The sequence below is a fragment of the Streptomyces graminofaciens genome, assembly GCF_030294945.1.
GTDB lineage: Bacteria > Actinomycetota > Actinomycetes > Streptomycetales > Streptomycetaceae > Streptomyces > Streptomyces graminofaciens.
In genome coordinates, this window is record NZ_AP018448.1 from 10,708,285 (window position 1) to 10,720,625 (window position 12,341).

Below are 12,341 nucleotides of genomic sequence, written 5' to 3' on the forward strand. Positions count from 1 at the left end.
GGCCAACTCGGCTGTGGTGACCGCCGGGTCGTGGTGGGGGATCGTCAAGGAGAAACCGCTGTCACCGCGCTCGATCGGACCGTCGGCCGGCAGCCGCGCCGGCGCCGTCCGCACCGGGGTCCGCGATACCCCGAGCCGAGCCGCCGTCCGTAGCTCACCGAGGCGCTCGCGTGGGCCGAACGCGCCGTCGAGCACGGGCGGGCGCAGCTTCGCATGGACCGCCTCGCGCAGTGGGGGAGCGGGCGGTGCGGTGGGATCCGGGACCGTGTCCGACTGCGCGTGCAGCGTGGAATCTATGAGCGGACACGATAGAAAACGCTTGTTTCCCGGAAGGCCCTCGCACGGTGAACGACTCGTTTCGGCACCTGCCGAGTCCCTGCCGAGTCCCTGCCGAGTCCCTGCCGAGTCCCTGCCGAGTCCCTGCCGAGTCCCTGCCGAGTCCCGCCGGTCGCGGCCAGGAGTCGTACGGGCGGGGCGGCGGCCGGTCCGCCCGGCCCCGACATGTGGGTGCGGGGGCGGTGGGTCGGACACGGCGCCGCCGCAGCACCCGGGCACACATGCGCAGGTCACCGCCCAGTAGAGTGCGCCCCTGTTGCCCCAGATCCGCCCCCGAATCCCGAGGTACCGAGTAGTGACCCCCGCACGACCAGGACCGCCCCCCGCCGTCACCGTCGTCGGGATCGGAGCCGACGGCTGGCGGGGCCTCCCCGATGCCTCGCGTACGGCCCTGCGTGACGCCGAGGTCCTGATCGGGGGCCCGCGACAGTTGGACCTGCTGCCGCCGGAGTGCGAGGGGGAGCGGATCGCCTGGCCCTCGCCCCTGCGCCCCGCCGTCCCCGGGCTGCTCGCCGCGCACGCCGGCCGCCGGATCGCCGTACTGGCCAGCGGGGACCCCATGTTCTACGGCATCGGCCGCGCCCTCGCCGAGGAGACCGGTGAGCTGCGCGTCCTGCCGCACCCCTCCTCCGTCTCCTACGCCGCCGCCCGCCTCGGCTGGCCGCTGGAGGACGTCGAGGTCGTCACCCTCGTCGGGCGGCCGACGGCCAGGCTCGCCGCCGCCCTGCACGACGGCCGACGGCTCCTCGTGCTCAGCGCGGACGCCGGCACCCCGGGCGTGGTCGCCGCCCTGCTGCGGGACCGCGGCTTCGGACCGAGCCGGATGCGGGTCCTCGAACAGCTCGGCGGGGAGCGGGAACGCGTGACCGTCGAGGCCACCGCCGACAAGTGGGCGCATCCGCCCGGCGATCCCCTCAACCTCGTCGCCGTCGAGTGCCGCCGCGCCCCCGACGCGCTGCGGCTCGGCACGGTACCTGGGCTCCCGGACGAGGCGTACGAGCACGACGGGCAGCTCACCAAGCGGCATGTGCGCGCCGCCACGCTCGGCGTGCTCGCCCCGACCCCCGGTGAGCTGCTGTGGGACATCGGCGGCGGCTCGGGGGCGATCGCGATCGAGTGGATGCGTACGCACCCCTCCTGCCGGGCGGTCACCGTCGAGCGCGACCCGGTGCGGGCCGAGCGCATCGGCCGCAACGCCGACCGGCTCGGCGTGCCCGGGCTGCGGGTCGTCACCGGCGCAGCGCCCGCCGTACTGGCCGAACTGCCGCCGCCCGACGCCGTGTTCGTCGGCGGCGGGCTCACCGCGCCCGGGCTCCTCGACGCCTGCTGGGAGGCGCTGCAAGTCGGCGGGCGGCTGGTCGCCAACACGGTGACGCTGGAGTCCGAGGCACTGCTCGCCGACGCCCGCCGACGCCACGGCGGCGAGCTGGTGCGGCTCGCGGTGGCGCACGCCGTGCCCGTGGGCGGCTTCACCGGGTGGCGGCAGGCGATGCCGGTGACCCAGTGGGCCGTACAGAAGACCCTCGACACCGCTTCAGGAGCAGACAGATGACCGTGTACTTCATCGGCGCGGGCCCCGGTGCCGCCGACCTGATCACGGTGCGCGGCGCCCGCACGCTCGCCGCGTGCCGGGTCTGTCTGTACGCGGGCAGCCTCGTCCCGCGCGAACTGCTGGCCGAATGCCCGCCGGACGCCCGGCTGGTGGACACCGCGCAGCTGAACCTGGACGAGATCACCGCCGAGCTGGTCCGCGCGCACGAGGAGGGGCACGACGTGGCCCGGCTGCACTCCGGGGACCCGTCCGTGTTCAGCGCGGTCGCCGAGCAGATGCGGCGGCTGGACGCGGCGGGCGTGCCGTACGAGGTCGTGCCGGGCGTCCCCGCCTTCGCCGCCGCGGCGGCCGCCCTGAAGCGGGAGCTGACCGTGCCGACCGTCGGCCAGACCGTCATCCTCACCCGGGTCGCCAACCGGGCCACCGCCATGCCGGAGGGCGAGGACCTGGCGACCCTCGGCCGGAGCGGCGCGCTGATCGTGCTGCACCTGGCCGCCAAGTACGTGGACCGCGTGGTCGACGAACTGCTTCCGCACTACGGCGCCGACTGCCCCGCCGCGGTCGTCGCCTACGCCTCCCGCCCCGACGAGCTGATCATCCGGGGCACGCTGGACGAGATCGCCGGGAAGGTGAAGGAGGCGGGTGTGCTGCGCACGGCCGTGATCATGGTGGGTCGGACGCTGGGCGCGGAGCAGTTCGGGGACAGCCACCTGTACTCGCCGGAGCGCGAGCGGCACGTCTGCTGAAGCCTTGCGAGGCGTTGGTGGGTGTGGGTGTGGGTGCGGGTTCGTTGTGGTTGCTCGCGCGGGAACCGCGCGACTCGCCCCCACCGGGCCGCAGTTGATGCCGCCGACGCCCGGGGGAGGGGAGCACCTCATGGGCTCGTCCAGCAGTGGGAGCGCAGTTGGGCGCCCCCTGGAACTCACCGGGCCCCCTCGTCGCGCGGTCCTCAGGCGACCGTGCTGCGGCCGACCACCGTCCCCGCCCGGTCGATGCAGATGACGTCCACCGCGACCGGCGCCCCGCGCAGCACGGCCAGCGACTCGTCGCGGGCCGCCGTCGCGACCAGGTCGCCGAGCGGCACCCCGGCCGCCAGGCACAGCTGGAGCGCGGCCAGCCCGGTGTTGGCGGCGGTCACCGCGGCGGCCAGGGCCTCGTCGGCGCCGCCGCGCCGGGCCAGCTCGGCGAGGAAGCCCTTGTCGACCTGAGAGCGGGCGGAGTGCAGGTCGAGATGCCCGGCGGCGAGCTTGGACAGCTTGGCGAAGCCGCCGCAGACGGTGAGCCGGTCGACGGGATGCCGCCGCACGTACTTCAGCACGGCGCCCGCGAAGTCGCCCATGTCGAGCAGCGCGTCCTCGGGCAGGCCGTACTCGGCGACGACGGTCTTCTCCGACGTCGACCCCGTGCACCCGGCCACATGTGTCCGCCCGGCCGCCCGCGCCACGTCCACGCCCCGCCTGATGGAGTCGATCCACGCCGAACAGGAGTACGGGACCACGATCCCGGTCGTGCCCAGGACGGACAGGCCGCCGAGGATGCCGAGCCTCGGGTTCCAGGTGGAGCGGGCGATCTCCTCGCCGTGGTCGACGGAGACGGTGATCTCGACGTCGCCGGTGCCGCCGTGGCGGGCGGCGACCTCGGCGATGTGGTCCCGCATCATCTGGCGGGGGACCGGGTTCACGGCCGGTTCCCCGACGGACAGGGGCAGGCCCGGGCGGGTGACCGTCCCGACGCCGGGTCCGGCCCTGAAGACCACCCCGGCCCCGGCGGGCAGACGCCGTACCGTCACCCGGACCAGCGCGCCGTGTGTGACGTCCGGGTCGTCGCCCGCGTCCTTCACGACCCCCGCCATCGCGGACGCGCCGCTCAGCTCCTCGACCGCGAGCGCGAACGACGGGGTCTGCCCCTTCGGCAGGGTGATGGTCACCGGGTCGGGGAACTCGCCGGTCAGCAGCGCGGTGTACGCGGCCGTCGTGGCCGCGGTCGCACAGGCGCCGGTGGTCCAGCCGTGCCGCAGGCCGGTGTGCTTGAGTTGGGCACCACGACCACCCTTGACTTCACCACCGCCGCCTCCGCCCTGCACGCCGCTGCTCCTGTCCACCGCGCCGCCGCCTCCACGCGCCCCGCCTCCGCCCTTCGCCCCGCCGACCTCGGGCGCCCGGGCCTCACCCTCAACCCCGCCGAAACCCGGCGCCCCGCCGACCCCTCGCACGTCACCGCTCATGAACGGACCCGGACCCCCATGCACGTACTGATACTCGGCGGAACCACGGAGGCCCGCCGCCTCGCCGAACTGCTCCACGGGACGCCCGGCCTGACGCTCACCAGTTCCCTCGCCGGACGCGTCGCCAGCCCCCGGCTGCCCCCGGGCGAGGTCCGCGTCGGAGGCTTCGGTGGGACCGAGGGGTTGGCCGGGTGGCTGCGCGAGCACAAGGTCGGCCTGCTCATCGACGCCACCCATCCTTTCGCCGGGACCATGAGTTTCCACGCGGCACGGGCGGCCGCCACCGCCCATGTTCCCCTGCTCGCACTGCGCCGCCCCGGCTGGGCCCCGGTCGAGGGCGATGTCTGGCACGACGTCGCCTCGCTGGAGGAGGCCGCGGATCTGCTGCCCACGCTCGGCCGCCGGGTGTTCCTCACCACGGGACGGATGGGCCTGGCCGCCTTCTCGGACCTGGAGGAGCTGTGGTTCCTCGTACGGTCCGTCGACGCGCCGGAGGCCCCACATCCGCCCCGTATGGAGGTGCTGCTCGACCGTGGCCCGTTCACTCTCGACGGGGAGCGCGAGCTGCTGCGCCGCCACCGCGTCGACGTCGTCGTGACGAAGGACAGCGGGGGAGCCGCCACCGCGCCGAAGCTGACGGCCGCCCGAGAGGCCGGGACACCCGTCGTCGTGGTGCGCAGACCGCCCGTGCCCGAGGGCGTCCCCGTGGTGGCGCATCCCGAGGCGGCGGCCCGCTGGATCGAAGAGCGACTCCCCGCCCGCTGAACCTCACCGGCCGAGCGCGCTCACCCTTCCGGATACCGGCGCGGCGTCCAGACGATCTCCTCGCCGTCCCCACGCCGTACGGCCCGCGTCTGCGAGGAGCCGACCAGCAGGATCGTGCGCATGTCGACCTCGGCCGGGTCCAGGTCGGCCAGCCGTACGATCCGGACGCGCTCGCCGGAGCCGCCCACGTCCCGGGCGACCACGACCGGGGTGTCCGGCGCCCGGTGCTCCAGCAGCAGCTCGCGCGCCTTGCCCACCTGCCAGGTGCGGCTGCGGGAGCCGGGGTTGTAGAGGGCCAGTACCAAATCCGCCGAGGCCGCCGCGCGCAGCCGCTCGGCGATGACCTCCCAGGGTTTGAGCCGGTCGGAGAGGGAGATCGTGGCGTAGTCGTGGCCGAGCGGGGCGCCCGCGCGGGCGGCGGCCGCGTTGGCGGCGGTCACGCCCGGCAGCACCCGCACCGGGACGTCCGCGTACTCCTTCTGCGAGGCCGCCTCCAGCACGGCGGTCGCCATGGCGAAGACGCCCGGATCGCCGCCGGAGACGACCGCGACCCGCCGCCCGCGCCGGGCCAGGTCGAGGGCGAACTCGGCGCGCTCCGACTCCACCCGGTTGTCCGAGCCGTGCCGGACCTGGCCCGCGCGGGCGGGCACCCGGTCCAGATAGGTGGTGTAACCGACCAGGTCGTCGGCGGCGGTGAGCGCACCCCGTGTCTCGGGCGTCAGCCACAGCGGACCGGCGGGCCCGGTGCCGACCACGACCACCTCGCCCCGCTCCCGGGCCTCGGGCCGCTCGGCGTCGACCCGGCTGGGCAGCACGGCCACCGAGAAGTACGGCACCGACTCCGCGTCCACGTCCGCCAGTTCGGCGACCCGCTCCCCGGCCATGGTGGCCCGCTCGACATACCGGGCCTCGCCCAGCCGCCCCGAACTCTCCAGCGCGCCACGCACCTTGGGGAAGGTGCGCCCCAGCTTCATCACCACGGCCGCGTCCGTCGAGGCGAGCCGCGCGGTCAGCTCCTCCTCGGGCAGGGTGCCCGGCAGGATGGTCAGCACCTCCTCGCCCTCGGCGAGCGGCGTGCCCAGCCGGGCCGCGGCGGCCGACACGGAGGTGACACCGGGGATCACCTCGGTGTCGTAGCGGTCGGTGAGCCGCTTGTGCATGTGCATGTAGGAGCCGTAGAAGAGCGGGTCGCCCTCGGCGAGGACCGCGACCGTGCGCCCCGCGTCGAGATGCGCGGCCAGCCGGGCCGACGCCTCGGTGTAGAACTCCTCCATGGCGCCCTTGTAGCCGCCGGGATGGTCGGTGGTCTCCGTCGTCACCGGGTAGACCAGCGGTTCTTCGACATGGTCGGCGCGTATGTGCTTCGCCGCTATCGAGCGGGCGATGGACCGGCCGTGGCGGGCGCTGTGGTAGGCGATCACGTCCGCCTCGGCGATGACCTCGACGGCCCGTACGGTCATCAGGGAGGGGTCACCGGGGCCGAGCCCCACCCCGTACAGCTTGCCGCTCACTCTTCCTCGCTCGCGATCGCGTTGAGCGCTGCGGCGGCGATGGCGCTGCCCCCGCGACGGCCGCGTACGACGATGTGCTCCAGGCCCGACGGGTGCGCGGCCAGGGCGTCCTTGGACTCGGCGGCGCCGACGAAACCGACCGGGACGCCGATGACGGCGGCGGGGCGGGGCGCGCCCTCGTCGATCATCTCCAGGAGGCGGAAGAGGGCGGTGGGCGCGTTGCCGACGGCGACGACCGAGCCTTCCAGCCGGTCCCGCCACAGTTCGAGGGCGGCGGCGCTGCGCGTGGTGCCGAGCCGCGCCGCGAGGTCCGGGACGGCCGGGTCGGAAAGGGTGCACAGCACGTCGTTGTCGGCGGGCAGCCGCTTGCGGGTCACGCCGCTGGCCACCATCCGGACGTCGGTGAAGATGGGCGCGCCGGCCCGCAGGGCCTCGCGGGCCCGGGCCACCACGTCGGGCGTGTACACCAAGTCCTGTACGAGGTCGACCATTCCGCAGGCGTGGATCATCCGGACCGCGACCTGGCTGACGTCGGCGGGCAGGGCCGCGAGGTCGGCCTCCGCGCGGATGGTGGCGAAGGACTGCCGGTAGATGGCCGGGCCGTCCTTCTCGTAGTCGTACGTGGTCACGGTGGTCTTCTCGCTGCTCTCGGGTGTCATACGGCTGTTGTTCGTGCGGCTGTCGTCGTGCGGCTCATGAGGTGATCTCCGCCAGGGCGGCGGCGAGTCGGGAGGGGTGGTCGACGGAGGCGGTTCGCGGTTCTCGTCCCCGGGCGGTGAGGGCGAGCCGGTAGCCGCCGTCCGCCGTGGCGACCACGTCGATCCGGTCGCCTCGCGGATGCCCGCAGCGGCGTTCGCATCCGGACCAGTACAGGGGGAGGCCGCCGCGTCCGGCCGCGGCGAGGCGTCCGGCCGCGTCCGCCCGCACGTCCGCCAGCGATCTGGCACACCCGGGCCGGCCGATACAGGCACCCACGCGGAGCCACGGGGAGGCGGGATCGGTGACAAGGCCCGCGGCGGAGAGGCGGGCGAGCGACGCGGACACCTGCGCGGCACCCATGCCCGGCATGGGGACGACGACGCCGCGCCAGGGGGTCAGACGCAGTTCACCGGCGGCGACGCACGTCAACTCCCGCCAGGGGAGGACCGCGAGACGCCCCAGCGGAACGTGCACGGACAGGGCGTCGCCGACGATCCCGGGCGGCGGCCCGTCCGAGGCGGCGGTCTCCCGCACCCGCTTTTCGCAGCTGATGCCCCAGGCGGCGAGTCGGCGACCGACCGTACGGCTCAACTCGCCGTCAGGCAGCGCGAGTTCGTCGAGCCGCCAGGCGCGGGTGCCGCTCGCGCGTACGGCCTCCAGGAACGTCTCCGCAGCGACCAGGGCGGCCCGGGGCGCGTCCTCACCGGGCACCAGCAGCGCTTCGTCGGCCGTGCCGAGACTCAGCAGCGCGCCGCCGTCCACGTCCGCCCGTACCGTCACATCGGCGCCGAGCCCGGCCACATCCCCCCGCCCGTCGTCGAGCGCGAACAGGAACCGGCCCGACAGCGCCCGCGCCGCCCCGCTCGCACAAAGCGCCGCGTCGAGGGCCGACAGCCAGGGCCGCACATCGGTCAGGCCCCGACCGTCGAGGCCCGACAGCGGAGAGGCGACGATGTTGCGCACCCGTTCGTGCCCGGGGGAGGGGAGCAGCCCGGCCGCGGCCAGCAGTTCGGCCAGCTCCGCCCCGCAGCCGTCCGCCAGTCCCCGCAGTTGCACATTGCCGCGCGAGGTCAGATGCAGCTCACCGTCGCCGAGCCGCCGTGCCGCGTCCGCGAGCGCCTCCGCCTGGCGAACGGTCAGTACGCCACCCGGGACCCGTACGCGGGCCAGCGCCCCGTCGTCCGCGGTGTGCAGCCGCAGTGTGCCCGGGCAGGCGTCGCCGCGGTCCCGTGGGGCCGCTGTGGCCTGGGACGATGAACGGAGAGCTGCTGTGGACATGGCGGCGAGCATACCCACCCCCACCACGGCTGTATGCCCCGCCCTCTTGAGGCGCCCCTTACTATGCTGCGTGGTGGATCATCCGGTCCACCGACGCCACGACGGCGACAGGGGAGGAAGCCGGTGTGAGTCCGGCGCGGTCCCGCCACTGTGAGCCCACTCCACGCCCTGGAGCCGGGCGAGCCAGGAACTCCCTTCCCCGAGCACTCGGCCCGCCCGAGCAGGGGAGACCCGATCCGACACCGCCCGGGGCGCGGACCCCGAGGAAGGCCCAGCCGCCACATGATCCTGCTCCTGTCGACGTCCGACACCGACCTGCTCAGCGCCCGCGCGGCGGCCGGTCCGGTGCCGTACCGCTTCGCCAACCCCTCCCGCCTGGCCCTCGACGACCTTCCGGCGCTCCTCGACGGCGCCGACCTGGTCGTCGTACGGCTCCTCGGCGGCATCCGGGCCTGGCAGGACGGCCTCGACCTGCTGCTCGCCGACGGCCGCCCGGTCGTCGTCCTCACCGGCGAACAGGCGCCCGACGCCCAGCTGATGGCCGCCTCCACCGTCCCCGTCGGCCTCGCGGCCGAGGCCCACGCCTACCTCGCGCACGGCGGCCCGGCCAACCTGGAGCAGTTGGCCCGCTTCCTCTCCGACACGGTCCTGCTCACCGGCCACGGCTTCGAGGCCCCCGCCCCCGCCCCGGCCTGGGGCCCGCTGGAGCGCACCCCGCGTGACGGCACCGACGGCCCGACCGTCGCCGTGCTCTACTACCGGGCCCACCACATGAGCGGCAACACCGCCTTCGTCGGCGCCCTGTGCGAGGCCATCGAGGACGCGGGCGCCCGTGCCCTTCCGCTGTACGTCGCCTCCCTGCGCGCCCCCGAGCCCGAGCTGATCGACGAACTCCGCTCCGCCGACGCGATCATCACCACCGTGCTCGCGGCGGGCGGCACGAAGCCCGCCGAGGCGTCGGCCGGCGGTGACGACGAGTCCTGGGACGCGGGCGCCCTGACCGGCCTCGACGTCCCGATCCTCCAGGCGCTCTGCCTCACGTCCTCCCGGGCCGACTGGGACGCCAACGACGAGGGCGTCTCCCCCCTCGACGCGGCCAGCCAGATCGCCGTACCCGAGTTCGACGGCCGCCTGATCACGGTCCCGTTCTCCTTCAAGGAGATCGACGAGGACGGCCTCCCGGCCTATGCCGCCGACCCCGAACGCGCGGCCCGCGTCGCCGGAATCGCCGTACGCCACGCCCGACTTCGGCATATCGCCAACGCCGACAAGCGCCTCGCGCTCGTCCTGTCCGCCTACCCGACCAAGCACTCCCGCATCGGCAACGCGGTCGGCCTGGACACCCCCGCCAGCGCGGTCGCCCTCCTGCGCCGACTCCGCGACGAGGGCTACGACTTCGGCGGCGCCGACGCACCCGGGCTGGCCTCCGGCGACGGCGACGAGCTGATCCGCGCCCTCATCGAGGCGGGCGGCCACGACCAGGACTGGCTCACCGAGGAGCAGTTGGCCCGCAACCCCGTCCGGATCCCGGCGGCCGACTACCGCCGCTGGTACGCCACCCTCCCGGAGGAGCTGCGCACGGCGGTGGAGGAACACTGGGGCCCGGCACCCGGCGAGATGTTCGTCGACCGCAGCAGCAACCCGGAGGGCGACATCGTCCTCGCGGCCCTGCGCTTCGGCAATCTGCTGATCCTCATCCAGCCCCCGCGCGGCTTCGGCGAGAACCCGATCGCGATCTACCACGACCCGGACCTCCCGCCCTCCCACCACTACCTGGCCGCCTACCGTTGGATCGCCGCCGCGCAGGCGGAGGGCGGCTTCGGGGCGGACGCGATGATCCACCTCGGCAAGCACGGCAATCTGGAGTGGCTGCCAGGCAAGAACGCCGGCCTGTCCGCCGCCTGCGGCCCCGACGCCGCCCTCGGCGACCTCCCTCTGATCTACCCCTTCCTGGTGAACGACCCCGGCGAGGGCACCCAGGCCAAGCGCCGCGTCCACGCCACCCTCGTCGACCACCTGGTCCCGCCGATGGCGCGCGCCGACTCCTACGGCGACATCGCGCGTCTGGAGCAACTCCTCGACGAGTACGCCCAGATCTCCTCCATGGACCCCGCCAAGCTCCCGGCGATCCGCGCCCAGATCTGGACCCTCATCCAGGCCGCCAAACTCGACCACGACCTCGGCCTGGACGACCGCCCGGAGGACGACGGCTTCGACGACTTCCTCCTGCACGTCGACGGCTGGCTGTGCGAGGTCAAGGACGCCCAGATCCGCGACGGCCTGCACGTGCTCGGCACCCCGCCCACCGGCGACGACCACGTCAACCTGGTCCTCGCCATCCTCCGCGCCCGTCAGATCTGGGGCGGCACCACGGCCCTGCCCGGCCTGCGCGAGGCCCTCGGCCTCGACGAGTCCGCCGCGACCCGTACGACCGCCGACGAGGCGGAGGAGAAGGCCCGCGCCCTGGTCCAGTCGATGGAGGACGCGGGCTGGGACCCGGCAGCCGTCCCCACCGAGCACGGTGAGCAGGTCGCCGCCATCCTGGAGTTCGCCGCCCGCGAGGTCGTGCCCCGGCTCGCCGCGACCACGGCCGAACTCGACCACACCGTGCACGCACTCAACGGCGGCTTCGTCCCGGCCGGCCCCTCGGGCTCCCCGCTCCGAGGCCTGGTCAACGTCCTGCCGACGGGCCGCAACTTCTACTCCGTCGACCCCAAGGCCGTCCCCTCCCGCCTCGCCTGGGAGACCGGCCAGGCCCTCGCGGACTCCCTGCTGGAGCGCTACCGCGCAGACAACGGCGACTGGCCCACCTCCGTCGGCCTCTCGCTGTGGGGCACGAGCGCCATGCGCACGGCCGGCGACGACGTGGCCGAGGCCCTCGCCCTGCTCGGCGTCCGCCCCGTCTGGGACGACGCCTCGCGCCGGGTGACCGGCCTTGAGGCCATACCGTACGAGGAGTTGGGCCGCCCCCGCATCGACGTCACCCTGCGCATCTCGGGCTTCTTCCGCGACGCCTTCCCGCACACCATCGGGCTGCTCGACGACGCCGTACGCCTGGCCGCGTCCCTGGACGAACCGGCCGACGCGAACCACGTCCGCGCCCACGTCCGGGCCGACCTGGCCACGCACGGCGACGAACGCCGGGCCACCACCCGCATCTTCGGCTCCCGCCCCGGCACGTACGGCGCAGGGCTGCTCCAGCTCATCGACTCCCGCGACTGGCGCACCGACGCCGACCTCGCCGAGGTGTACACGGTGTGGGGCGGCTACGCGTACGGCCGCGAACTCGACGGGCGCCCGGCCCGCGAGGAGATGGAGACGGCGTACAAGCGGATCGAGGTCGCCGCGAAGAACACGGACACGCGTGAGCACGACATCGCCGACTCCGACGACTACTTCCAGTACCACGGCGGCATGGTGGCCACGGTCCGCGCCCTGCGCGGCACGGCCCCCGAGGCGTACATCGGCGACTCCACCCGCCCCGAGACGGTCCGCACCCGCACCCTCGTCGAGGAGACCTCCCGCGTCTTCCGCGCCCGCGTCGTCAACCCCAAGTGGATCGAGGCGATGCGCCGCCACGGCTACAAGGGCGCCTTCGAACTCGCCGCGACCGTGGACTACCTGTTCGGCTACGACGCCACCACCGGCGTGATCGCCGACTGGATGTACGACAAGCTCACCGAGACCTACGTCCTGGACCCCACCAACCGCGAGTTCCTGCAACAGGCCAACCCCTGGGCGCTGCACGGCATCGCCGAGCGGCTGCTGGAGGCGGAGTCGCGGGGCCTGTGGGAGAAGCCCGACCCGGCGGTGCTGGAGGGGCTGCGGCAGGTGTACCTGGAGACGGAGGGGGACCTGGAGGGGGAGGGGTGATGGGGGCGGCGCACCCGGCAGTCATTGCGAGTAGTTTGCAATAGTTTCTGCACGACACAGGACCCGCGACGGAAGGGCTCCCGCGAGGACGTGACTTGCGGGA

The 12,341-nt window shown here is 74.2% G+C and carries 8 protein-coding genes, 1 pseudogene and 1 riboswitch; of the genes and pseudogenes, 4 read left to right on the plus strand and 5 right to left on the minus strand.

Annotated elements, in window-relative coordinates; translation table 11 throughout:
• Positions 1–78: 78 nt before the first annotated feature.
• Positions 79–669 (minus strand): annotated as a pseudogene (locus SGFS_RS47245) (hypothetical protein); the annotation flags it as partial.
• Between SGFS_RS47245 and cbiE the strand changes: the two are divergent.
• Together cbiE and cobM are read left to right on the plus strand one after the other, a co-directional pair.
• Entirely contained in the window at positions 632–1,888 is a 1,257-nt protein-coding gene (gene cbiE / locus SGFS_RS47250; RefSeq protein ID WP_286258828.1) for a precorrin-6y C5,15-methyltransferase (decarboxylating) subunit CbiE, read from the plus strand. The pseudogene SGFS_RS47245 and the gene cbiE sit on opposite strands and share 38 nt — an antisense overlap.
• Positions 1,885–2,634 (plus strand): precorrin-4 C(11)-methyltransferase, encoded by a 750-nt coding sequence (gene cobM, locus SGFS_RS47255; RefSeq protein ID WP_286258830.1) that lies wholly within the window; start codon positions 1,885–1,887, stop codon positions 2,632–2,634. The genes cbiE and cobM overlap by 4 nt, the downstream gene beginning before the upstream one ends.
• A gap of 203 nt (positions 2,635–2,837) precedes the next feature.
• Here cobM and SGFS_RS47260 read toward each other — a convergent pair whose 3' ends face one another.
• Positions 2,838–3,971 carry a cobalt-precorrin-5B (C(1))-methyltransferase gene (locus tag SGFS_RS47260; protein WP_286258831.1) on the minus strand — a complete coding sequence of 378 codons (1,134 nt, stop codon included), beginning with the start codon at positions 3,969–3,971 and terminating at the stop codon, positions 2,838–2,840.
• Between the two features lie 159 nt (positions 3,972–4,130).
• Here SGFS_RS47260 and SGFS_RS47265 point away from each other — a divergent pair, with 159 nt between their 5' ends.
• Positions 4,131–4,877 carry a cobalt-precorrin-6A reductase gene (locus tag SGFS_RS47265; protein WP_286260399.1) on the plus strand — a complete coding sequence of 249 codons (747 nt, stop codon included), beginning with the start codon at positions 4,131–4,133 and terminating at the stop codon, positions 4,875–4,877.
• Between the two features lie 20 nt (positions 4,878–4,897).
• Here the strand turns inward: SGFS_RS47265 and SGFS_RS47270 are convergent, their stop codons facing one another.
• The 3 genes from SGFS_RS47270 to cobG are packed head-to-tail and all read right to left on the minus strand — an operon-like array spanning position 4,898 to position 8,377.
• Positions 4,898–6,388, minus strand: a complete 1,491-nt coding sequence (locus tag SGFS_RS47270; RefSeq protein ID WP_286258833.1) for a precorrin-2 C(20)-methyltransferase — start codon at positions 6,386–6,388, stop codon at positions 4,898–4,900.
• Positions 6,385–7,047, minus strand: coding sequence for a precorrin-8X methylmutase (locus SGFS_RS47275; RefSeq protein ID WP_286258834.1), 663 nt, complete (start codon positions 7,045–7,047; stop codon positions 6,385–6,387). Before SGFS_RS47275 ends, SGFS_RS47270 begins: the two co-directional genes overlap by 4 nt.
• A gap of 34 nt (positions 7,048–7,081) precedes the next feature.
• Complete coding sequence (cobG, locus tag SGFS_RS47280) at positions 7,082–8,377, minus strand: precorrin-3B synthase (protein WP_286260400.1); 1,296 nt, start codon at positions 8,375–8,377, stop codon at positions 7,082–7,084.
• A 45-nt stretch (positions 8,378–8,422) separates the two neighbouring features.
• Positions 8,423–8,577: riboswitch (cobalamin riboswitch) on the plus strand.
• A 70-nt stretch (positions 8,578–8,647) separates the two neighbouring features.
• Here cobG and cobN point away from each other — a divergent pair.
• A complete protein-coding gene (gene cobN / locus SGFS_RS47285) occupies positions 8,648–12,238 on the plus strand; it encodes a cobaltochelatase subunit CobN (protein WP_286258835.1) in 3,591 nt (1,196 codons plus the stop codon).
• Positions 12,239–12,341 lie beyond the last annotated feature (103 nt).

Excerpts from the sequence above, each read along its gene's own strand:
- cobM (WP_286258830.1), top strand. The coding sequence starts at position 1,885 with ATGACCGTGTACTTCATCGGCGCGGGCCCCGGTGCCGCCGACCTGATC.
- SGFS_RS47265 (WP_286260399.1), top strand. The coding sequence starts at position 4,131 with ATGCACGTACTGATACTCGGCGGAACCACGGAGGCCCGCCGCCTCGCC.
- SGFS_RS47275 (WP_286258834.1), bottom strand. The coding sequence starts at position 7,047 with ATGACACCCGAGAGCAGCGAGAAGACCACCGTGACCACGTACGACTAC.
- cobG (WP_286260400.1), bottom strand. The coding sequence starts at position 8,377 with ATGCTCGCCGCCATGTCCACAGCAGCTCTCCGTTCATCGTCCCAGGCC.
- cobN (WP_286258835.1), top strand. The coding sequence starts at position 8,648 with ATGATCCTGCTCCTGTCGACGTCCGACACCGACCTGCTCAGCGCCCGC.